Origin of the sequence: Corallococcus sp. AB038B, from assembly GCF_003668955.1 — a bacterium.
In the GTDB taxonomy this organism is placed as follows: Bacteria; Myxococcota; Myxococcia; order Myxococcales; family Myxococcaceae; genus Corallococcus; species Corallococcus exiguus.
The window spans coordinates 326,004-348,000 of record NZ_RAWO01000008.1; the positions used below are offsets into that span (position 1 = coordinate 326,004).

Here is a 21,997-nt window from a genome sequence, read left to right on the forward strand (position 1 = left end):
GACCAGGACTCCCCGTTGAAGGGCACCCTCCCACCCCGTGCTTCCGAGGAGACGGCGCAGTGCGTTGGGCTGTGCAGGACGCAGGAGGTGTCTAGAATCCCACCCTCCCCTGTCCTCCCCTGTAGGTGTCGCCCTTGATTGAACAAGAGACTGCCCTTCCGGCCACCGCTTCCGCCGAGGAACCGCGCTGGGCCTGGCCCCCGCTGTTCGGCCTCTTGGAGGTGCAGTTCGGCGCCGCGGTGGGCTACCTCCAGACGGCGGTGCCGTACTGGCTGGCGAAGGACGGGATGCCGCTGGCGGAGATTGGCGTGCTGTCCGGTACGGCGTTCTCACCGCACGCGTGGAAGCTGTTGTGGGTGCCGCTCATCGACCTGGGGCCCTGGCGGCGCGTCTGGTACGGCGTGAGCACGCTGCTCACCGCGCTGCTGCTCCTGGCGTGCGCGATGTTCCCGGAGCCCGCGCAGCACCTGGGCGTCTTCACGCTGCTGCTCACGGCGTTGCAGGCGGCGGCGACGACGGCGCACGCGGCGCTCAACGGGCTGATGGCCACGACGTCCAAGCCGTCCGACAAGGGGCGCACGGGCGGCTGGCAGATGGCGGGCAACGTGGGCTCCACCGCGATGATGGGCGCGCTGGCCATCTTCCTGGCGACCCAGTTCTCCCGGCAGGTGGCGGGCATCGTGCTGGCCACGCTGGTGCTGGCGAGCGGCGCGGGCATCTTCTGGATCACCGAGCGGCATGACCCCTCCACCGTGCCCACCGGGCCGCTGCTCAAGGCGGCGGTGGACCGGGTGAAGAGCATCGTGATGGACCTGGTGAAGACGGCCTTCAGCCGCGACGGGCTCATCATGCTGGTGCTCTGCCTGGCGCCGGTGAGCTGCGGCGCGCTCAGCAACCTCTTCAGCGCGATGGCGGGCGCGTACCAGGTGCCGGAGCACACGGTGGAGATGGTGAACGGGCCGGGCATGGCCGTCACCGGCGCGGTGGGTTCACTGATGGGCGGCTGGCTGTCGGACCGGATGAACCGCAAGCTCGCGTACGCGCTGATGGGCGGGGCCACCGCGATGTGCGCGTTCGCCATGGCGGCGGGGCCCATGACGACGGACACGTACATCTGGGGTTCGCTCGCGTACAGCTTCGCGAACGGCGCGGGCTTCGCGGCCTTCGCCGGCATGGTGCTGGAGATGGTGAACGACGGCGCGGCGGTGACGACGAAGTACTCGCTCTTCGTCGCGGCCTCCAACTTCGCCATCAGCTACACGACGGCGCTGGACGGGCACGCGTCGGAGTTCCGCGGCATCGGCACGCGCGCCACCATCGCGGCGGACGGGCTGATTACCCTGGTGGGCATCAGCATCGTGGCGCTCATCTTCGTGCTCTTCCTGCGCAAGAAGCCCGCCGCGGCGGTCGCGACCGCGTGAGTGACATGGCCCCTGCATCCGTCGAGGTCGTCCCCTACCGGCCGGAGCTGCTCGAGCACTTCGCGCGGCTCAACCGGCAATGGATTGAGCAGGACTTCCGCATCGAGGGCTCGGACGAGGCCTCGTTCGCGGATCCCCACGGGATGTTCGTGGCGCCGGGGGGCGAGGTGTTCTTCGCGCTCGTGGACGGACAGGTGATGGGCACGTGCGCGCTCAGGCGCGAGGACGCGGACACGTTCGAGCTGTGCAAGATGGCGGTGGCCCCGGAGGCGCGGGGCCGCGACCTGGGCGACGCGCTGATGCGGGCCGCGCTGGCCACGGCCCGGCAGCGTGGCGCGAAGCGGATGGTCCTGGTGACGAACAGCGCGCTGGGGCCCGCGCTGGGCCTGTACCGCAAGCACGGCTTCGTCACCACGCGCGAGGGCCCGGAGATTGCCCGGGAGACGGGCTACTCGCGCGCGGACGTGGAGATGGCCGTCACGCTCTGACGGCAGGCGGGCTGACACGTCAGCCCCTGGGCCTGCCACGTCAGGGTCATGGGGAAGGCCCACCCCTTCGCCGGGCCGCCCAAATGGTTCCAACCAGTTGGGATTCGAACATCCTTGGCATTCAGGATGCACTTGCAGGGCCGCACCCCTGCGAGCCACGCCTCACGGGGAATGTCACCCAACCCAAGGCGGACACCCATGACCCAGTACAATGATTTGTTCTTCCGTGTGAACACCGGTGACACCGGTGATCGCAACTTCGGAGCTGAGTCGAAGAACACCATTGCCTATCAATCGCCGGACATCATTCCCCAGGGCCTCACCCCCACGCTCAATCCGGCGGAGTTCTTCGCCGGGAACTACAGCTCGGATGTGGGGCAGAACCTGACGGAGAGCGGCGACAACTACATCTACCTGCGCGCCAAGAACCTGGCGGGAGCAACCCAGTCCGGAAGCGTGTCGCTGTATGCCGTGCCGGCGACGCTGCTCTTGTACCCCTACTTGTGGGCAGGCAATGAGCTGCAGACCAGCGACAAGAACGTCGACAACAACAGCAAGAACATCATCAAGGCCGACAGCGGCAAGGTTGCCGTGACGGACAACCCGTTCGTCTGGAGAGCCCCCACCCCTGACCACTACTGCCTCATCTCCCGGGTCTCCACCACGGCGCACCCGAATCCTGTTCCCACCACGGCCGTGGGCAACATGGACCAGCTGACGGAGTTCATCCTGGACAACCCGGGGTTCGGCTGGCGGAACGTCACCATCGTGGATGCAAACAAGCCGGACTACACCACCAAGGGCGTCATCTACCCCCATGGCTCCGCCGCGGCGATGGTGACCTTCGACATCAAGTGCGTGAACGTCCCCGCGGGGGCGAGCGTCGCCTTCTCGGCGGGGACTCCGGGGCCCTCGCCTCTCATCAGCCTGGGGGAGACCACGGTGCCCCAGACGCTCCCGGACCAGGACGGCAACCGCAACTGGCACACGGGGATCGACTGCTTCGTGCCGGCCGACTACTCGACGACCATTGACTACTCGTATTGGTCCCATGGCCTTGCCCCGCTTCCGGGGATGTCCATCACGGTCCGCGTCCTGCCGTTCGTCTCCGATGACCACCGCCTCTTCGGCCGGCTCTTCACGCCGGAGCAGTTGGGGATGTCTCCCGAGCGGTGCAAGGCGCTGGCGGGCAAGCGCGGCATCGTGCTCGGCTCCCACACCACCGTCTTCCGCTGAGCGGAGCGGCAAGCCTGGCTGAATGAAAGCGGCCACCGGCTCTTGCGAGCCGGTGGCCGTTTTCTCGTGGGTGCCGCGGTGCTTCAGCGCTTCGTCACCCGGGCCTCACCCAGGACCATGGACCAGTTGTTCATGACCTCCGTGGGCTGGGTGGCGCCGTAGGTCTGGCTCTGCATGGCCGTCTTCGTGTTGAGGTGGCTGCTCATGTAGATGAGCCGGCTCATGGCGGGCCCCGGCTGCTGGTTTCCCTGGAGCGCGTCCTTGAACCGCGCGCCGAGATAGCCCGGAGGAATGCTCTGGTAGTTCAGCCGGACCCGGATGGAGGCCCATGAAGGAATCTCCGCCAGGGGAACCTGGTACACCAGCGTGTCTTCGCCCTCGGCCTCCTGGGGATGGCTGTCGTTGGGGTAGTCCGGGTCGCTTTCAATGGCAGGCTGGGTTCCCTGGACCTCGCTCAGGGGCATGGTGATTTGAGCCAGCTGGTAGAGGTCCAGCCCCAGCTGAAGCTCGCCGGACTTGCGCAGGCTCGGCGGCTTCCAGCCCGCGGGGAGGATCCGGTTGTCCTTCAGATCCTTGAACTGCTGGAGCTCCAGGCTGGTGACCTTCTTGACGTCGTCCATGACACGGGTCTCGTAGATTTGGACCTGGTCCTGCCGCTGGAGGGTCTGGAAGTGCGGCTGGAGCTGGCCAGGGTCTGACGAGAACTCGCTGGTGAGGATGTTGTCGCCATTGGCATTGCAGGGGCCATTGCAGATGGCGCCTTGCGCGTTGGGTTGTCCCGACGCCCAGAGCGCCTTGCCGGACGCGTCCAGGACCTCGAACTGGATGAACGCCCGGCGGAAGCCCGCGCCGCTGGGGAACTTGTGACCCGCGTTGTTGCTGAGGGTGACGGGGACGCTCAGCAGGCCGTTGTCGGTGGACATGTTCCCCAGGGAAACCTGCACGGCGGGGAGCCGCGGATTGTAGGAGCCCTGGGCGGTGCTGTACGCGAGGTCCAGGATGGACTGCTCGGCGTTGAGCAGGTTCTGCGCGACCACGTAGTTGCGTCTGGCATCCGTCAGCGGTGCGACGGTGCCATCCGGGAAGCGCAGGGCGATGAAGACGTCATCCAGGAGGAGCACTTCGCCACTCCGGCCGGTGAAGCCCAGCTCCAGCCGCCGGATGTCCGTGCCCACGGCCATGGTCGCCTGACGCGCCTGCCACCTCGACTGTCCCGGGTCGACCGCGAGCGGAGGTGTCGTGGACGCCGCGACTCCTTGCGCGTTGAAGGTGCGCACGACGAGCTCGCCGCAGGAGAGCTGGTCGCACCAGGCGGTGGCGCCCCAGAGGAGGGTCGTCTTGCCGCCTCCCTTCTGGAGGGCGTCCTGATAGCGGCTGAGGTCGATGCTCAGCGTCGCGCTGCCCGGGTTGAGCTGGAAGAAATAGCGGCCGTGGCTCGGGTGGATGGAACCTACCTGGTCGCCCGTGGCCTTCTGGACGGCGGCGATGGCGCTGTGGTCGCTCCAGCCCTTCGTATTGCCATCCTCGGCGCCCGGATTGGGGACGAGGTTGGGCGTGCGGTTCAGGATGTCTGGGGATTGGAGGTAGGGCGGGATGCGTGAGTCCTGCGACAGGTAGAAGTCCAGCCCGAGCACGTCCGGGAACTGCTGGAACATCTCGTGAACGAACAGGTTGATGCCCAGCAGCGTGTGGCGGTTGTACTCGCGCGCCACCGGGGGCGGACTGCCCTGGTAGAAGGGGTCCAGGTCGTCGTTGTACTGCGCCACGTACACGCGGTTGTCGTGGGGGGATGACGGCGAGGTGAGCGGCATGTGGCAGCCCTGGCACGTCGTCTTGGAGTCGGGATAGCCGCTGTTGAGCCACTCGAAGTAGGTGGTCTGCTCATAGGCGAGCGCGACACAGGGGTCCTTCGTGAAGTTGCCGTTGGCGTCGAAGGTCGTCTTGCTGGCGTCGCAGCTCGCGGGGCGCTCGTAGCCTTCGCTCGCGTCGGCGATGCGCATGCCAGGCCTGTAGTTGGTGGGGACCTTGGGGAGGATGACGACGTGGCAGGCGCCGCAGACCATGGAGTCGCGCAGGTAGCTGTGTCCGTCCACGTGCGCCGCGGTCTCCAGGCTCACCCCCGCCGCGGCCATGGGCTTCGCGTTGAGGCCGAAGTCAGGCCCGAGGATGGCGCCGGGGTGCAGGTTCATGGACGAGGTGAAGGGGAAGGACGGCGGCGTTTGCGTCTTCTTCTCCTCCGCGCTGACCAGCCGGTCCGAGACGCCCGCGCCGAAGAGGTCTCCGTCGGAGCCATAGAAGAAGTTGTAGTCGGCGCCATTCCAGGGCTGGCCCTCCTTCGGCGCCATGGAATGACAGACGGCGCAGGAGAGTCCGTCCCGGGCCAGCGCGCCGTAGGTCGCGTATTGCGAATCCGCCGAGGAGGCCGAGGGGAACGGGTTCTTGTAGGGCGCGCCCTCTGGCGTCGCGTAGAGGGTGAAGTGGTCGAACGGGGCGTTGTTGGCCAGGGCCTGGCGCTCCGCCAGGGGGGAATGGCATCGCAGACAGAGCTGGTCCACCTGGTAGGGCTGGTGAGGAGACAGCGAACGGGTCGTCTCCACCTGCGCGAGGAAGACAGGGTCCCGGCCCGCCAGTGCCTTGATGGACGCGCTCCAGTCTCCGAAGGGGGACCAGTTGGCGGACAGGTTCATGGGGCCCGCGCCACCGCTCGGCCAGAGGCTGTTGACCGTGGGCTGCTGCCAGAACGCCATCTCCGGCAGGTCGCTGCCCTGGGCCTTCCAATCCGAGTCATGGCAGGACTGGCACACCAGCGAGGAGTTGAAGTCCTGGCTGCCGAGGTTCAGTCCGTTGTGCGCGATGTCCAGGTTCCGGGGCGGCAGTTTGACGAGGTCAGCGCTCTGGATCCTGGGCAGCTGAACACCCAACTGCGTCGAGTAGAACTTCAGGAATGCCTGGGCCTCGTCGCTGGACTCGGCGAGAGGCGTGAGCAGGGCATTGCCTCGCGGGAACACGGGATAGGGCGGAGGGACGAGGCCATCCCCTCCGCTGCCGCTCGTGGCCAGGACCACTGGCTTGGGCGCCCCGCTCCGCACGACCACCGCGGCCGCGATGGCGAGCCCTACGCCCGCCGCGACAATCACATGACGCGCATATCTCGTCTTCATGGGTTCACCTCGGTGGAATGGGAGCGGCGGGACTGCGCTGGGGACGCGGCGGGAGCGGGCAGCGCCTCCCACCGGTTCATCCAGAAGGGGGCCTGGGGCCACCGCTGTTCCTGGCGGTAGTAGACGCCGCGTGTGCGTTGATGGTCCTGGAACCGCGCGTTCAGCATGGACTCGTAGTCCTGGAGCGCGTCCGCGTCGCCGCTCAGGCAGCGCTCCAGCGCGTCGGCGGCCAGGAGCGCGGAGTCCAACGCCTTGGTGATGCCCTGGGAGGACAGCGGATCATAGGTGCACGCCGCGTCGCCCACGGCGAGCCACTGTTCCCCTCGTGGCCGGTCCAACTGTCCGACGAGCACGGGCACCGCGATGAGCGCCTCGCCGACGAAGTCACAAGCGTCCAGCCGCGCCCAGGTCACCGGCGCCTGCTTCAGCAGGTTCATCCAGGGCTCGGGCGTGGCCCAGCGCAAGCCGCGCAAGGAGTCCCCATCGCCGACGAGCGCGACGACGACCCGCCCTCTCGGCAGCAACGCCGAGTACCACCAGCCCTCCGGGCAGGACTCCACCAGCGCGTGGGTGGGAAAGGCCGCGCCGCCCTGAAGCTGGAAGGCGCCATACACGGCGAAGCAGCGGTCGCTCACGAGCCGCCGCGCGCCGCGTGCCGCGGCGAAGGTGGCCTTGCCTCCCGTGGCGTCCACGACGAAGCGTGCCCGCAGCGTGCTGGGGTCCGCTGCCCCATGGGACAGGCGGAGCCGGTAGCCGCTGCGCCCCAGCGATTCCGAGTCCACCAGGGTCGTCGCTCGCAGCACCCGAGCGCCTTGCCCGGCGGCTTCGACGCTCAGCCGTTCGTCGAAGCGCGTCCGGTCCAGGTGCCAGGCGGAGCCCCAGGGGGACATCATCGTGTCATTGAAGCCCGGCTCCGCCCTGCCCCAGCATGACGCCGTGCCGCGGGAGGCAAGGTGCCCATCGAGCAGGAAGCCTTCCCAGACACCCAACCGGGACAATGACAGGCGGACGTCCGGTGGCAGGGTCTCCCCCAGCCGGGGGGCGTCATAGGTGGTTCGCTCGACCAGGGTGACGGAGAGCGACGGCGCCTTCCTCCTCAAGGCCACGGCCATGGCCGCGCCCGCAGGGCCGCCGCCAATGACGGCCACGTCGCAGGAGTCCTCGCTCACGAGTTGGCCACCTTGGCGAGGGCCGGTACCTCTTGGCCCGTGGCGGGCGCATACGTCCGCTCCACCTCGATGAACGTGGGCGTGGGCGGCATTCCTGGCGCGGCCTCAGGGCCCTGCTGGGGGGCGGGGGCATCCGACCGCTTGAGGACGAAGCCCAATTCCTTCCAGTGGAAGACCATGGCTTCGTCCGTGTCGAAGTTGATGTCCGTCGGACGCGTCCAATAGTCCTGGTGCCATTGTTGGTCGTCGCCCAGGTAGCTCACGAAGTAGGGCCGCTGTGCGGGCCACCACCAGAGAGACGTCCCCTGGACCGTCTGGTTGGAGCACTCGTTGAAGTCGGCCTGCCAGGGCAGCGCCATGTATTTGCTGGCATCCCCCGGCTCCAGGCCCAGCCCGTCGTGCGGATTGATGCTCCACTGGAGCGGCTGGCCGGTGGGCCTGTCTCGGTGCTTGAAGCGGAAGCCCGCGGCCGGGTCGTCCTGGAAGAAGTTCGCGTCCCGGGCAATCCACGTCATCTCGATGCCCGGGCAGAACGCGCCGCCCACGCAGTTCTCCAGCACGGCGCGGTCCAACCGCGCTCCCTCCGACGCGGGGGACTTGGGGGGCGAGTGGTCGACCTTGCCGGCACTGTATTGCTGGAGGAGGAAGTACTGGGTCCGCGTGAGGCTCAGGAACTTCCGGGGGATGATGTCGGAGATGGGGTTGTCGCCCGCCATCTTCGGCATGAGGTCCGGCGTCGGCACGTTGACGTCGTCGGGGTGCCGGATCCTCTGAAGGAAACGCGGCCCCAGGTTGCCGCCCTGGATGGCGTCGTGTCTGCCATTGCCCTGCGGGCCCACGTCAGCGACCCACTGGTAGGCAGCGGGGCGGCTGAGGATGGGAAGAAGGTCCGCCTGGAAATTGGGCGTGTAGTCCTGCTGGAACTGCCCACCCTGGTAGAGCCCGGGGACGAGTCCCCGCTGGGTGACGAAGGTGTCGAAGAGCGTGTCGTAGAGCGTGATGACGTTGAGGATTTGAGGCGCGTACCCGGGGGGCCCCACCACGACCCACGCGGGGAACTCCACCTCGTGCTCCGAGTTGTCATCCATGACCAGCGTCGCGGTGACGGGCCCGTCCGAGATGTCATCCCACCAGAAGGTGTTGTTGGCGTACGTGTCCAGCCGGGGCTGGGGGTAGGCGTTCGTGTCGATGAACTGCCTCGCCTGGGTCACCTGATCGGACGTGAGCCCCAGGCTGGGGGCCGTGAGAACGGAGGCGACCGCGGCGTCGAACGCCGCCTGGGTGTCGTAGCCGATGTCCGCGATGCTCTTCAGCGCGAGGAGGATGTCCTGCGCCTTCCCGCTGAGGCCGCTCACCTTCTCCAGCGTGTGGTACCGCGCCCAGTCCTCCAACAGCCCACTCGTGATGTCATAGCGAACCGACACGCCGGACTTGCCGTAGCCGCCCACCGCGTGGAGATAGCCCCGGGCATCCGTGACGAGCTTTCCCAGGGTGGTGATGTCGCTGCCTTCGGGGAGGAGTCGCGAAGGGCGGGCCGACGCCGGGAGCAGCTCACACTGCACGGTGGTGGGACCGCCCGCGCTGCCCAGGCAGGTGACGGTGCGCGGCCCCGCGTCGAGGATGAGCGCGTTGCGGTCATTCCCCACGGTGCGCGGATTCCGCAGCGGGTGGTCGACGGCGTAGGTGCCGTCCGCGCCCTGTTGCTGCCGGAACTCGTACCAGGCGGACTTCTTGTTGGCCAGGTGGACCGTCCAGCGGATGTCTTTGATTCCGCCCTCACCCGGCTGGACCCTGCGCCCGTTCGAGCCGGGCGAGTCGTAGGCGTGGATTTGAAAGCGCGCCGCCTGTCTGCGCACTGCCATGCTGGCATCGCGAAACCGGGTCACGCTGCCGCCCGCCACCTCCAGCGGCAGTCCTCCTGCCTCCTCGGGACCGAGGTAGTAGTCCTCGCTGTCTCCGACGCGGGCCACGCCGATGGCCGGGTGAATCTTGTAGGTCGTGCTCATGCCTTTGCTCCTCGCGGTGGGGAAGGAGCTGATGCAAAAGACACTCCCCTCAAGGGAAGCGCAGAAATTCCAGAAATACTGCACATTCTACAGACAGGGGCCATGTCCCGGCAGTGGCGGACGTGGCCATTGACGCGTCAAGGATTGGCCATGACGTGTCAGCCCCAAAAAGAAGCGCCGCGTCCCTGTGCGGGGCGCGGCGCTGGGGTGTGGGGCTTCGGGCTGGGGCCTACTTCGTGTGCACCGTCACGTCGGCGGAGAGGCCGGCGCGCAGGGCCAGGCCTTGCGGCGGGTGCACCCAGGAGATGCGCACGGGTACGCGCTGCACCACCTTGACGAAGTTGCCGGACGCGTTGTCGGGCGGCAGCAGGGAGAAGCGGGAGCCGGTGCCTCCAGAGAGGCTCTCCACCTTGCCCTCCAGCTTCTCACCGGAGAAGGCGTCCAGCTCCACCTCCACGCGCTGGCCGGGCTGCATGTGACCCACCTGCGTCTCCTTGAAGTTCGCCACCACGTAGGTCGTCGTGGGCACCAGCTCCGCCACGGCCTGGCCGGGGGTGAGCAGCTGGCCCGCGTGCACGGACAGCTTGGACACCTGCCCGTCCGCCGGGGCGACGACGCGCGTGTCCTCCAGCTGGAGCTTCGCCTGGTCGAGCGCGGCCTCCGCGCCCTTCACCCGCGCGTGTGCCAGCGACGCGCTGGCCTGGGCGGCGGCGATCTTCTCGTCGATGGGGGCGCTCACGTCGAGCTGGCCCTTGGCCTCCGCCACCTTGCTCTCCGCGGTGCGCCGGCCCTCCTCCGCCAGGGCGAGCTGCGCGCGGGCGCCTTCGAGCGCGGCCTGCGCCGTCTCGCTGGACGTCTGCGCGTCATCCAGCGCGCTCTGCGCCACCACGTTCTGCTGACGCAGGCTCTGGGTCCTATCCAGGTCCAGCGTGGCCTTGCGGGCCTGCGCCTCCGCGCGAGTCAGCGCCGCGCGGGCCGCCGCCACCTGCGCCTGGGCGCCGCTCACCGCGGACGTGCTCGTGGACACGAGCGCCTTCGCGCTGGAGAGGCCACCCTTCGCGCCGGCCTCCGCCACCGTGGCCTGCGCGTCCGCCGCGACAGCCTGGGCGCGCGCGGACTCCAGCTCGGCTTCCGCCTGCTTCACGCGCGCCTCATACGGACGCGGGTCGATTTGGAGGAGCACGTCGCCCTGGTGCACGGTGGCGTTGTCCAGCACGGCCACCTTCACCACGGGCCCGGACACGCGCGCGGCCAGGGGCACCACGTCCGCCTCCACCTGCGCGTCGTCGGTGGTCTCCTGCCCGGCCGTGACGATCTTGAAGCCGCCAATGGCCAGCACGATGGCCGCCACGACGCCGCCGAGGATGAGGAAGCCGCGCTTGCCGCGCTTCGCCTGCGCCGCGGAGGCGGGCGCGGGCGCCGCTTCGGGGACGAGTTGGGGAGCAGTCGTTGTCGTTGCCATGTCTTAAATCTCCACGTCGATGTGCGGTTTCTCGTGGGAGCCCCCGACGCTCGGGGGGTCCTTGAGGAAATAGATGAGCGGCAGCACCACCACGAACATCAGCGACGCCAATACGAAGAGCTTGTCGAACGCGAGCACCATGGCCTGCCGAGACACGTTGCCCACCATCATCTGGAGGCTGGCCATGCTGGCGCTCGCGGCATCCAGGCCGTGCTGCATGAGCCCCTTCTGCGTGGCGGCCATGCGGCTGGCCACCTCCCACCGCTCCGGGTTCAGGTGCGCCGCGATGGAGGCCTTGGACAGCACGGTGTAACGCGACAGGAGCGTGGTGAAGATGGCCAGGCCCACGGACCCGCCAATCTGGCGCAAGAGGGAGTTGAGGCCCGTCGCGTCCGCCATCCGCTCACGCGGGATGTTGCCGAGCGCCGTAGCGCTGAGCGGCACGAACATCATGCTGAAGCCCACGCCCTGCAGCGCGATGGCCGCGATGATGTTGCTGGAGCCGGTGGCGAGCGAGAAGTGGCTCATCTCGAACGCGCCGAAGCCCGCGAACACGATGCCTATGCCCACCAACACCCGCGCCGGCACCTTGCCGTACAGCCGCCCGACGATGGGCATCATCACCATCATCACCAGCGTGCGAGGCATCAGCGAGAGGCCGGACTGCGTCGCGGTGAAGCCCAGCAGCTCCTGCATGAACACCGGCAGCAGGAACATGCTGGCCATGAGCACCGCGAACACCAGCGCGCCCAGGAGCGTGCCGGACGCGAACACCGGATCCTTGAACAGGCGCAGGTTCACCGCGGGCGCCTCCGCGGTCAGCTCGCGGATGACGAAGGCGATGAGACACGTGGCGGAGAGCAGCGCGCAGATGATGATGATGGGGGACTCGAACCAGTCATCCGCCTGTCCCTCCTCCAGGAAGTACTGGAGCGAGGCCAGGCCCATGCAGAGCAGCGTGATGCCGGACCAGTCCATGTGCTTGCGCTGCTTCTCGGCCTCCTGGCGCGCGGTGGCTCGCAGCTGTTCGTCCTCCTGGACGAAGCGGGCCACCATGAAGAAGCCCAGGATGCCCACCGGCACGTTGATGAAGAAGATCCAGGACCAGTGCCAGTTGTCCACGATGTAGCCGCCCAGCGTGGGACCAATGGCGGGGCCCACCATCACGGCCATGCCGAAGATGGCCATCGCGGTGCCCTGCTCCTTCGGAGGGAACGTCTGCCGGAGGATGGCCTGCTCGGTGGGTTGGAGTGCGCCTGCTCCCAACCCTTGCAGGAAGCGGAAGAGCACCAGCGTGGGCAGGTTCCACGCGAAGCCGCACAGGAACGAGCCCGCCACGAAGAGCACCAGGCACGCCAGGTACACGCGCTTCTGGCCGAACATGCGGCCCAGGAAGCCCGTGAGCGGCATCACCATCACCGTGGCGATGACGAAGCCGGTGGTGGCCCAGGTGATCTCCTGCACCGTGGCGCCGACAGCGCCGCGGATTTGAGGCAGCGCCACGCTCACGATGGACGAGTCGATGGCGCCCATCAGCGTGCCGAACGTCACCGACAGCGTGACGAGCCACTTGTTGACGGGGGCCTTGGGCGTTGCCGGCGCCAGGACCTCCGGTGTTGCGACGGCTGTCGCCATGTCAGTCGACCTCGATGCCCTTCAAGAAGACGCGGAGGATCTCCTCCGCCCAGGCGGCTGCCGGAAGGTTCGCGGCGTCGTCCTCGCGCAGGCGGTCCAATGCGCCGCGCACCATTCCCATCAGGAGATTCGGGTAGAACGCGCGCCCTTCCGCGCGGACCTCCCCGGCCTGGATGCCCCGGTCGAGGATGACCGACACGCGCTTGCTGAGCTCCGCCAGGATGCGGCTCTTGCGCGCCGGGTCCTCCGGCAGCTGCACCAGCACCCGCACGAACGCGTCGCGCTCCGCCGCGTGGGCGAACAGCGCCGTCACGAAGGCGCGCAGCTGTTCGCGAGCGGGCCGCTCCGCCACGGGAGCCAGGGCCGCGTCCAGCCGGTCCAGCATCATCTGGCGGCGCTTCGCGCGCAGCGCGTCCAGCAGGGCCGCGCGGTCGGTGAAGTGGTTGTAGAGCGTCCCCACCGACACGCCTGCCTGCTCGGCGATGGACTCCATCTTCGCCGCGTGCAGGCCGTCGCGAGCGAACACCGCCGCGGCCGCCAACAGGATGGCGTCAGCGGTGGCTTCCTTCAGACGAGAGCGCAGCTTTTTGACGGGCGCCTCAGATTTTGAATCTCGATTCATTCTCTGAATGGAGATTTAACCTTCTCCCCGCTGGAGTCAAATCGGCCTGGAGTTCCAGAGGGAGGAAGCAGCCGGACGCAAGAAGGGCCGGCGGGAGTGCGCTCCGCCGGCCCTTCCTGGGTGCTTCTGGATTTCAGCGACGGCGTCTCAGGGGGTGAGCATGCCCAGCTTGGGGGCGGGCAGCTCCACGGACAGCTCCTGGGTGAGGCCCTCGGTGGCGTGGAAGCCCTTGCCGCTCACCTCGCCCGCGCGGAACAGCGCCCAGCTCTGGAGGCCGCGCTGGAACGAGCGCGTCATGTGCCACAGCTCCAGGCCGCTGTTGGCGACGAAGAGGTACATGGTCCGCTTCGGGTTCCAGGGGTTGGGCAGCGCCAGCGCGAGGCCGTCATCCGCGCGGCCGTACGTCTTTCCCTGCCAGCGGAAGAAGCGCCGGCCCAGTTCGACCGGCAGCTTCTTCTCCGCCGCCAGGCGCGCCATGAGCCCGTTGTCCTCCAGGCCGCCGAAGACGACGAGGTCGCGGTCCGCCAGCTCCGCGTCCGTCACCTCGGCGTCCGGCTTGAGCGGGGCCAGGCGCTCCGGAGACGCGTCCGCCAGCTGCTCGCGGTAGTTCGTCGCCAGCGTGCGCATGGACTCCACCTGGCGCGCGGAGCCGTACACGAAGAGGAGCTTGTCCCAGTCATCCAGCGTGTTGGCCAGGGTCTGGTAGCGCTCGCGGGCCACGGGGATGTCGTTGCCCACGTTGAACACCACGCGCACCGGACGGTCCGGGACCTTCACGGTGAAGGTGTCGCTTCCGCCCTTCACCTCCACGCGCTCCAGCACGGCGCCCTTCTCCGTCTGCACCTCCACCAGCGTGGCGAAGCGCCAGGGCGTGCCGGACTGCTCCACCTTCAGCGTCACCTCGAAGCCCTCCTTCGCCTTCTGGGCGCGGGAGGTGAGGCGCGGCGCGGGCAGGCCCCCGCGCTCCACCCACTGCTTCACCCACGGCCCCACGTCCTGGCCCGCGGCCTCCGAAGCGGTGCGGATGAAGTCCTGGGTGGTGAGCTTCTTGTTCGCGAACTTCGTGTGCACCGCGTCCATCACCTTGGCGAACTTCGCGTTGCCCAGGGTCAGCCGCAGCTGGTGCAGCAGGTACGTGCCCTTGATGCGAGGCACCGCGTACTGGCCATAACGGCCGTAGTCCGTGCGAGCGGCGGTGGGCACCACGTCGCCCTCGCGGGCCGTGACGTACAGGTAGCGGGCGTTGAGGTCCGCGAGCGCGTCACGCTGGGCATCGAAGGCCTTGGAGAGGTCATCCCCTTCCGGCAGGTCCCGGAGCAGCGTCCAGTACGCCGCCGAGCCACTGCCGAACCAGTTGTCCGCGTCCGTGGCGGGGAACACCGTGTTGGCCCAGAGCTTCTTCTCGTCGAAGCCGAGCGAATCCTTCACGCGAGCGAAGTCGCGCTTGGGCTTGTCCGCCTTGGGCTCCGGCTTCTGCTTGGCCTTGGCGGCCTTCAGCTGATCCGCCACGTAGATGGGGCTGAAGGCGGTGTAGCCCAGGGACAGGTGCGGGGTGGCGCCGGGCAGGTCCGGAATCCAGCGGCTGCCCACCATCTTCTCGCGCAGCGTCGTCTTGCCGTAGTGGGCCAGGAACATCAGCTTCTCGGTCATCTCCGACGTGGTGACCTTGCCGTCACACGCGTGGGGCCGGTTGATGGGGCTGGACGCCATCATGCGCGTGGCGCTGTCCACGTCGAAGCCGCCCTTGCCGTACTTCGCGTAGGCCTCCTGGAAGGCGATGTCGCGGTTCCAGGTGTTGAAGGCCAGGTCCACCGGAGCGTTGCTCGAGTTGGGCACGGACTCCTTGCGGACCTCCGGGTCGCGGTTGTTGTTGTTGGCCCAGATGAAGTCCTTGAGGTTTCCGGGCGTGTCCGAAGCCTTGCCCTTGCTGCCGGTGCGCCACAGCCGCGTCTTCGCGGTGCCCAGCAGGAGGCACGCGCCTTCATCCGTCTTGGTGTCCGCGAGCGTCCAGTCGTTGGTGTAGAGGCCGTTGTTGCGGTCCTTGAGGATGCGCTCCACGTCGTCGATGGAGTTCGCGTACTGCACGGCCTTGCGGATGCGGTTGCTCTGCGGGGTGCCGTCGATGTTGAAGGGCGTCTGGCCGACGGTCGTCTCGCCGATGACGATGCCCGCGTCGTTGAGCATCCAGTCGGAGCCGCTGTGGATGCCGCCCGGGAAGGTCTGCATCACGAAGCGGTGGCCCTTGGTGGGCTGCACGTCCAGCATCACGTCCCAGTGGACGCCGGTGTAGCCGTTCCACATGAAGATCTGGCCCATGACGACGCGGCCATCCTTCGTCGCGGACTTGGTGGCCACGAAGGACGAGCAGTGGTCGCCCTCCCCTGCCCGGCCGTTCTCATCCTCGCCCTTGAGGAAGGTGCGGCCGGAGAGCGGAGACGCGGTGACGCGGTTGGCGTCCTCCAGCTGGCCCAGGTCCACGGCGGAGTTGATGGCGACGACATCGAGCACGTCCAGGTCGCGCTCCTTGCCATCCGGGCCCTTGAACTTCGCGCCGCCCACGTTGGCGCCGTCGGCGATGCCCTTCATCTCCTCCAGGTACTCGGGGTCGAAGCGGCGCAGGAACAGCGAGTCCGCGAGCAGGCGCACCTGCGCCCATCCCTTCGCGGCGTCCGCCTTGTCCTTCTGGATGCCCAGCTTCTCGATGTAGCGGACGATCTCCTGCGACACGAGTTCGCCGTACTGCCGGCCGCGCTCGTAGGGCTCGCCCTCGATGTGCACGTACACCCAGCCGCCGTCGTCGTAGCGGAAGCCCTTGCCGGCCCACCGCACGCTCTCCATGGGGATGTACGAGGTGATGTCGTCCACCTCCTCCACCTTCACATCGTCGAACCACGCGGTGCCGGTGGCCTTGCCGTTGTGGCCCAGGTGCGCGCGCACGCGATCACTGGACTGGGTGGCGAAGAACAGCACCTGCACGCGGCCGCTGGAGTCCGCGCCCTGCGGAGGAGAGCAGTTGGTGAAGGGGAAGCTCTGCATGGACAGACACGCGCCCAGCGCCGTGGGGTAGCGGGCCTGCGCATCGGCCTGCACGCCCTTGGTGCGCACCCAGGCGGAGAGCCGGTAGAGGCGGCCCACCTGGAGCTTCACGGGCTCGGACACGACGGTGGTCTCCGCGCCGCCTTGGGGGCTTTCGATGACGAGGCTGCGGCTGCCCTCCGACTTCGCGTCGGTGCGGGCGGACACCTTGCCCTGGCCCGACGACGTCCATCCCTGGGGAAGGCCGGTGGCGGCGGCGGTTTCAAAGCCGGCGTTGGGGACGGCGATGGACGCGGGGGCGGCCCAGGCGGTGGCCGAGGCGCAGGCGGCCAGGGTGGGCCAGAGCAGACGGGAGCGTTTCCACATCAGACGCAGGTGGGACATGGCTTGCTCATGGGAAGGAGGAAAGGGTGCGGCATCCTGTCACGTCGTACGCGGGCGTGCTGGCACGCATTGCGTGAGCATGGCGAGAGGTTCACTCCCGGCGCGATTGGACAGCTTCACGACATGACGCCCTGTTCCATGACGGTCCGAATTCGACCGCAAGGCGCGGAGTGCTGGCCTGGGAACCGGGGGTTAGGTTTCGCCTCGTGGTCATCGAAAGGAGGCAGAGCATGGCGACGAAGACGGAGGCCCTCGCGGCGGCGACGGTGGGCGACCCGCGCTGGGCGGCGGTCGTCGCGCGGGACGCGGCGGAGGATGGGCGCTTCTTCTATTCCGTGAGGACGACGGGTGTGTACTGCCGCCCGTCCTGTGGCGCGAGGACGCCGCGGCCGGAGAACGTGGGGTTCCACGCGACGGAGGCGGCGGCGGAGCAGGCGGGGTACCGGGCGTGCAAGCGGTGCAAGCCGGGGGAGCCCTCGCTCGCCGTGAAGCACGCGGACCGGGTGGCCGAGCTGTGCCGCTTCATCCAGGCCGCTGAAGAGATGCCGAGCCTGGAGGAGCTGGCCGAGCGTGCGGGGCTGTCGCCGTATCACCTGCACCGGGTGTTCAAGGCCGTCACTGGGCTGACGCCGAAGGGCTACGCGGCGGCGCAGCGGGCGGAGCGGATCCGCACGGGGCTGACGAAGCGCGGCTCCGTCACCGAGGCCATCTACGACGCCGGCTTCAATTCGAGCGGTCGCTTCTACGAAACCTCCAGCCAGGTCCTGGGCATGACACCGACGAACTTCCGCGCCGGGGGCGCGAACACGGAGATCCACTTCGCTGTCGCGGAGTGCTCGCTGGGCCCCATCCTGGTGGCCACGAGCGACCGGGGCGTGTGCGCCATCCTGATGGGGGATGAGCCGGACGCGCTGGCGAAGGATCTCCAGGACCGCTTTCCGCAGGCGACGTTGGTGGGCGGGGACGCGAAGTTCGAGCAGTTGGTCGCGAAGGTCGTGGGCTTCGTGGAGGCACCGCGCGTGGGATTGGACCTGCCCCTGGACGTGCGGGGCACGGCGTTCCAGCAGCGTGTGTGGCAGGCGTTGAGGGAGATCCCGGCCGGGAAGACGGCGAGCTACATGGACATCGCGGAGCGCATTGGTTCGCCGAAGTCGGTGCGGGCCGTGGCGCAGGCCTGTGGCGCGAACGCGCTGGCGGTGGTGATTCCGTGTCACCGGGTGGTGCGCAACGACGGCGCGCTGTCTGGCTACCGGTGGGGCGTGGAGCGCAAGCGTGCGCTGCTGGAGCGAGAGGCGCAGCGATGAGGGCGCGAGCACTCGCGGTTCGCTCGGTGGCTGGAATCGCCGAGCGGGTGCGTGCGGTGGATTGGGCGGCGACGGGCGGGGAACTGGATGCCCGTGGGTGCGCGGTGTTGGAGCACCTGCTCACGCCGGACGAGTGCGAAGCATTGGCGCTGCTCTACGACGTGGAGGATGCCTTCCGCAGCCGCGTGGTGATGGCGCGGCACGGGTTCGGCCGGGGCGAATACAAATACTTCGACCATCCGCTGCCGGAGGCCGTGACGGAACTGCGCACGGCGCTGTATCCATGCCTGGCGCCCATCGCGAACCGCTGGAACACGGCCATGGGCATCGACGTGCGGTATCCGGACATCCACGCGGACTTCCTCGCGAGATGCCACGAAGCCGGGCAGGTGCGGCCCACGCCCCTGCTCCTGCGCTACGGCGCGGACGACTACAACTGCTTGCACCAGGACCTGTATGGCGAGCACGTCTTCCCGCTCCAGGTGGCCGTCCTCCTCTCCGAACCCGGACGGGACTTCACCGGTGGCGAGTTCGTGCTGACGGAGCAGCGTCCGCGAATGCAGTCACGGGCTGAGGTCGTCCCCCTACGTCAGGGAGACGCGGTCGTCTTCGCGGTGCATCATCGCCCGGTCCAGGGCACGCGAGGCACCTACCGCGTCAATCTGCGACACGGTGTCAGCCGCGTACGCTCCGGCATGAGGCACACGGTGGGCATCATCTTCCACGACGCCGCCTGAGCATCAATCAGACAGAACATCCTGCCATGGCAACGCATATCGCGTTGTCATGCCATGCCGATTGGGCGCGAGCGAGCGACTGAAAACCAGACGCAGCATTGTCATCAACCTACTCATTGAGGCGGGTTCCCCCAGACTCTCTTCGCCCTCTCGCGACTGCATTCAGCCACTGCATCGTCGAGCGATTGAGTCTGGCGCTCCGCATCTTGCTATTTTTGAGCGTGCCATGCTTGATTGGAACCCACGATGGCACCGAGAGACAAGCTCAAAGAGCTCCAAGCGGGAGACTTGGTGGTCGCGCGGCGGAAGATTACCCTCACAATGGAGGGCGGACCCGCGCACTCTCGCCAGCGGATCCTCTCAGCGGGAGCTCTTCTACGTCTGACTTCGGCTGCAAGTTCCTCCAATGGCGGGACCTATCATGTCGGAGACATCGAGGAGCCTGCTGCCGTCGGACGTGTCTCCATGAACAGTATCGCTCCGGCACCTGGGTTTGGATTGTCGGAGCGAATCCTCCTCACCTATCTCCCAGAGTTCGCGGCTGGCCCCTCCGCTCGCATGGGGCCTCAAGGAGTTCGTCAGCTCGCTCAGCTTGGAATCTATCGCGCCCGGAGCTACGGACTCACTGACGATCACAGTCTCCAGTTGTACGCCGGGCTGATGATGCAACTGGGCGTCGCCTTCGATGAGGACCCATTCCACCCCTGGGCCCATACCGCTCTCAGGAACACACCCTCCGCCGCGTATCCCATCGCCGAGCATCAACGGGTTCGTTCGCTGTATGGGGCCTCGACGGAGTATTTCCAACGAGTCCTGGGGAAGGACTCAGAGCATCTGCGGAATGCCCTGTTCAGAGCCACACAGCTTCGCCTCGATTCACTCCCATCCGGCGGAGCCGGTTTTGTTGAGCGGATGCGCCGCTTGCTTCTCGACCTCTATCCCCAGCGCATGGAGAGTGCTGCAACCGACGCGCTGGAGCAGACTGCGACATTTCTCCAGGGATGTTCCAACAAACCAACCACCGGTAAGAGCCTGGCGGTTCAAGTCGCGGTGAGCTTCGCCATGGGCCGAGGAGCATTCCAGGATCCTCGCTTCCCGCAGCTCCGAGAAGTGAGGGGGAGCCCCGAGAAACTCTTCTTGGGACTTCAGAATCACCTCCAGCAAGAGCTTCGTGACCGGGGTTGGAAGTAGAAGGAGGCCGCCCATGTGTATTGCCGGATGCACAGACTCCAAACACTCCATGATTGCGTCGCTCAAGGCGGAGAAGACTCGACTGGAGGCCATCACCGCGAAGGACTCTGGAAAGAGCCTGGGTGAGGTTGCCGCAGCCTTCACCGTGCTCAAGGACGTCGCGCACCGTCTGGCGGTCCTGGAGAAAGGGACTGGGTTGTACAAGGGGAACAAGTCCAGTGATCCAACGACCTCCGTCATTGCGACCGACTGCACCGAATACGTCATCGAGGTGCTCTCGGACACATTCAAGCAGCAAAAGCAGACTGAGGTCTGGGGCCAGATCAAGACCCAGATGCGGGCGAACATGAAGCTTAGAGGAGCGACGGCGCCCTCCGGAATCGATCTTCAGGCAGCACTCCAGCAAAAGCTGGCGTGGAAGGGAATATTCTGGGCTCCAGATCCCAAGTACCCGAAATACGAATGGAAGAGCGCCCCCAACACCGAGCAGTCATTCGCCTACCTGAAGGCAAGGGAAGCGAAATCATATTACAAGGCAACTGGGAATGCCCGGAACTACCCAGGAGTCAGCATTGACAAACTGACTGTCAACTACGCCCCCGAGAAAGACAGCTCAACCCCTCAGGACACCAAGGACTTGAAGCGGCTAAGGAGAGTCGCTTTTGGCGTGTTCTCCGCGCATGGCGGTTTTCACATGTGCCTCATCATTTCGGGGATCGTGTACGAAGTCCATTGGGACCAACCGAGCAAGAGTGAGAAGGTCATGGAAGGCACGCCTCTCGAATCCTGGGGCGGATTGGGTCGGTGGGGAAGCGGCGCTATCGTTGCTCCACGTGCTGATGTCGAAAGGGCCTGGAGGACTTGAACCCCATGCGCATATGTATGCTGCTCGCCTTGGGCCTCCTTGTAGCCTGCGGGGCGAAAGGGGGTTGCTCCCGAGGGCAAGACCCCACTGGCGACGATGCACGGAGCAGGGTTGACGTGCCCACCGATGCCAGCCCCGCGGCCATCGAAACGTCCGCAGACATTCCTCTTGCGACGCTGCGTTGCTCATTGGCAGGGACATCCAAGGATGTCATTGCCCGCTGGTTCGGTGAGCCGGTCCCAAGGGAGTTTTCGCCTGTATTCGGTTTTCACTCCCTGCGCTTTCAGTTCCCGCGCGGCGAAGAACTGGAGTTCAAACCTGAAGAACTACTTTTCCCTGCCGACTGGAACTGCAACATCTTCTCTCCGGGTTGTCGCTATGTCGCTCTCTTCTTGGGGCGCTCGGTGGGCTATCACATTGTCGAATTGGAGGCCCTGCAAGACTACCTGGCAGGCCGCCGCCCTCCGTTCGTAACGCTGCATTACTCTGGGGAATTGCCCGAGCCTCATCATTACGGCCATGGCCGCTGGGTATCACCCACGGAGTTTGAATTCTTTGTCTTCGCTCCTGGTGATGTTGATGGCTGGGATGCTGAGGGGACGAGCGTCAGGCTCCGGGTAGAGCTCGCTGGGGCTCGCCAGGGCGCTGCTCCGCCACTCCAGATGATTCAAGAAAAACTCGCTCATCCGCCAGACGATGGATGTGCGGCAGCGGATGTTCACCCCTGACGGCCCCCTCACCGCCGGCCAATGGCTGTGTACGCAAACCGTGCAAAACAATAGAAGCGCCGTCCTTCGACGCCATGTGGGTCGAGCGTCGCCGTTTGTTCAAAGCCTGCCCAGCGCAACCAACGGAGATGGGCATCGTTTCTGCTGTCCACGTTGCACCATAGGCAAGGGTATCGCTGGTGGAGCTTCGGGATCCACTCAAAGGTCAGTCGCACGATTGATGTCGGGTTCGTCATGAATTCGTTCGTCCCGAGGAGCCACGCTTCGCCTGACTGGGAGTGGCTTGGGACAGCGCCGAACATCCCAACAATGCCTCCCGTCTGACCGAGAAGCGTGAGGCAAGGCGCGGATTGACGTAGGAGGCGTTCCAGAACGGCCGTTGGAGCCTCGGCAGTTGTCGCTTGAAGTTCTCGCGAGTCCGCTGTGCGCAAGCGGCATGCGAGGGGATGGATATGACTGGAACGCGCCGGCACGACGATCATGGGAGCGAATGAGCGAGACGGCCTCGCGGGGAGCGGTTCACGTAATCCTGCTTTTTCTTCTATATACACG

General features: G+C 66.9%; 14 protein-coding genes. 7 read left to right on the top strand and 7 right to left on the bottom strand.

All coding sequences use genetic code 11. The features are described from left to right. Positions 1–125: 125 nt before the first annotated feature. The 3 genes from D7Y04_RS28580 to D7Y04_RS28590 all read left to right on the top strand — a co-directional run bounded on the left by D7Y04_RS28580 (position 126) and on the right by D7Y04_RS28590 (position 3,145). On the top strand, positions 126–1,421 hold the full coding sequence (locus D7Y04_RS28580; RefSeq protein WP_233601617.1) for an MFS transporter: 1,296 nt from the start codon (positions 126–128) through the stop codon (positions 1,419–1,421). Between the two features lie 5 nt (positions 1,422–1,426). Next, positions 1,427–1,909 carry a GNAT family N-acetyltransferase gene (locus D7Y04_RS28585; protein ID WP_121761315.1) on the top strand — a complete coding sequence of 161 codons (483 nt, stop codon included), beginning with the start codon at positions 1,427–1,429 and terminating at the stop codon, positions 1,907–1,909. A gap of 198 nt (positions 1,910–2,107) precedes the next feature. Next, positions 2,108–3,145, top strand: coding sequence for a hypothetical protein (locus D7Y04_RS28590; protein WP_120577577.1), 1,038 nt, complete (start codon positions 2,108–2,110; stop codon positions 3,143–3,145). A gap of 83 nt (positions 3,146–3,228) precedes the next feature. On the opposite strand, the gene D7Y04_RS28595 is transcribed toward D7Y04_RS28590, so the two are convergent. From D7Y04_RS28595 to D7Y04_RS28625, 7 genes are all read right to left on the bottom strand, one after another. Further along, on the bottom strand, positions 3,229–6,306 hold the full coding sequence (locus D7Y04_RS28595; protein ID WP_147477208.1) for a hypothetical protein: 3,078 nt from the start codon (positions 6,304–6,306) through the stop codon (positions 3,229–3,231). After that, positions 6,303–7,475: a tryptophan 7-halogenase gene (locus D7Y04_RS28600; protein ID WP_121761317.1), complete on the bottom strand. Its 1,173-nt coding sequence runs from the start codon at positions 7,473–7,475 to the stop codon at positions 6,303–6,305. Before D7Y04_RS28600 ends, D7Y04_RS28595 begins: the two co-directional genes overlap by 4 nt. Next, on the bottom strand, positions 7,472–9,481 hold the full coding sequence (locus D7Y04_RS28605) for a LodA/GoxA family CTQ-dependent oxidase (RefSeq protein WP_121761318.1): 2,010 nt from the start codon (positions 9,479–9,481) through the stop codon (positions 7,472–7,474). Before D7Y04_RS28605 ends, D7Y04_RS28600 begins: the two co-directional genes overlap by 4 nt. A 229-nt stretch (positions 9,482–9,710) precedes the next feature. Continuing rightward, complete coding sequence (locus D7Y04_RS28610) at positions 9,711–10,943, bottom strand: HlyD family secretion protein (protein ID WP_121761319.1); 1,233 nt, start codon at positions 10,941–10,943, stop codon at positions 9,711–9,713. A 3-nt stretch (positions 10,944–10,946) separates the two neighbouring features. Beyond that, positions 10,947–12,578 (bottom strand): DHA2 family efflux MFS transporter permease subunit, encoded by a 1,632-nt coding sequence (locus tag D7Y04_RS28615; RefSeq protein WP_121761320.1) that lies wholly within the window; start codon positions 12,576–12,578, stop codon positions 10,947–10,949. Between the two features lies 1 nt (position 12,579). Next, positions 12,580–13,200: a TetR/AcrR family transcriptional regulator gene (locus D7Y04_RS28620; protein ID WP_120596180.1), complete on the bottom strand. Its 621-nt coding sequence runs from the start codon at positions 13,198–13,200 to the stop codon at positions 12,580–12,582. A 147-nt stretch (positions 13,201–13,347) separates the two neighbouring features. Continuing rightward, on the bottom strand, positions 13,348–16,620 hold the full coding sequence (locus tag D7Y04_RS28625; protein WP_121761321.1) for a C45 family autoproteolytic acyltransferase/hydolase: 3,273 nt from the start codon (positions 16,618–16,620) through the stop codon (positions 13,348–13,350). 230 nt (positions 16,621–16,850) lie between these two features. Between D7Y04_RS28625 and ada the strand changes: the two genes are divergently transcribed. The 4 genes from ada to D7Y04_RS44135 all read left to right on the top strand — a co-directional run bounded on the left by ada (position 16,851) and on the right by D7Y04_RS44135 (position 21,445). Next, the gene (gene ada, locus D7Y04_RS28630; RefSeq protein ID WP_121761322.1) at positions 16,851–17,924 is read left to right on the top strand and encodes a bifunctional DNA-binding transcriptional regulator/O6-methylguanine-DNA methyltransferase Ada; all 1,074 of its coding nucleotides are present in this window, start codon (positions 16,851–16,853) and stop codon (positions 17,922–17,924) included. Beyond that, a complete protein-coding gene (locus D7Y04_RS28635) occupies positions 17,921–18,661 on the top strand; it encodes a 2OG-Fe(II) oxygenase (RefSeq protein WP_121761323.1) in 741 nt (246 codons plus the stop codon). Before ada ends, D7Y04_RS28635 begins: the two co-directional genes overlap by 4 nt. Before the next feature lie 1,240 nt (positions 18,662–19,901). Next, a complete protein-coding gene (locus D7Y04_RS28645; RefSeq protein WP_147454571.1) occupies positions 19,902–20,717 on the top strand; it encodes a hypothetical protein in 816 nt (271 codons plus the stop codon). Between the two features lie 116 nt (positions 20,718–20,833). Next, entirely contained in the window at positions 20,834–21,445 is a 612-nt protein-coding gene (locus tag D7Y04_RS44135; protein ID WP_147454572.1) for a hypothetical protein, read from the top strand. The last annotated feature ends 552 nt before the right edge of the window (positions 21,446–21,997 follow it).

Coding starts and splice junctions, on each gene's coding strand:
- D7Y04_RS28595 (WP_147477208.1), bottom strand. CDS start 6,306: ATGAAGACGAGATATGCGCGTCATGTGATTGTCGCGGCGGGCGTAGGG.
- D7Y04_RS28615 (WP_121761320.1), bottom strand. CDS start 12,578: ATGGCGACAGCCGTCGCAACACCGGAGGTCCTGGCGCCGGCAACGCCC.
- D7Y04_RS28635 (WP_121761323.1), top strand. CDS start 17,921: ATGAGGGCGCGAGCACTCGCGGTTCGCTCGGTGGCTGGAATCGCCGAG.
- D7Y04_RS28585 (WP_121761315.1), top strand. CDS start 1,427: ATGGCCCCTGCATCCGTCGAGGTCGTCCCCTACCGGCCGGAGCTGCTC.
- D7Y04_RS28590 (WP_120577577.1), top strand. CDS start 2,108: ATGACCCAGTACAATGATTTGTTCTTCCGTGTGAACACCGGTGACACC.
- D7Y04_RS28610 (WP_121761319.1), bottom strand. CDS start 10,943: ATGGCAACGACAACGACTGCTCCCCAACTCGTCCCCGAAGCGGCGCCC.
- D7Y04_RS28625 (WP_121761321.1), bottom strand. CDS start 16,620: ATGTCCCACCTGCGTCTGATGTGGAAACGCTCCCGTCTGCTCTGGCCC.
- ada (WP_121761322.1), top strand. CDS start 16,851: ATGGCGACGAAGACGGAGGCCCTCGCGGCGGCGACGGTGGGCGACCCG.
- D7Y04_RS28605 (WP_121761318.1), bottom strand. CDS start 9,481: ATGAGCACGACCTACAAGATTCACCCGGCCATCGGCGTGGCCCGCGTC.
- D7Y04_RS28645 (WP_147454571.1), top strand. CDS start 19,902: ATGATTGCGTCGCTCAAGGCGGAGAAGACTCGACTGGAGGCCATCACC.
- D7Y04_RS28620 (WP_120596180.1), bottom strand. CDS start 13,200: ATGAATCGAGATTCAAAATCTGAGGCGCCCGTCAAAAAGCTGCGCTCT.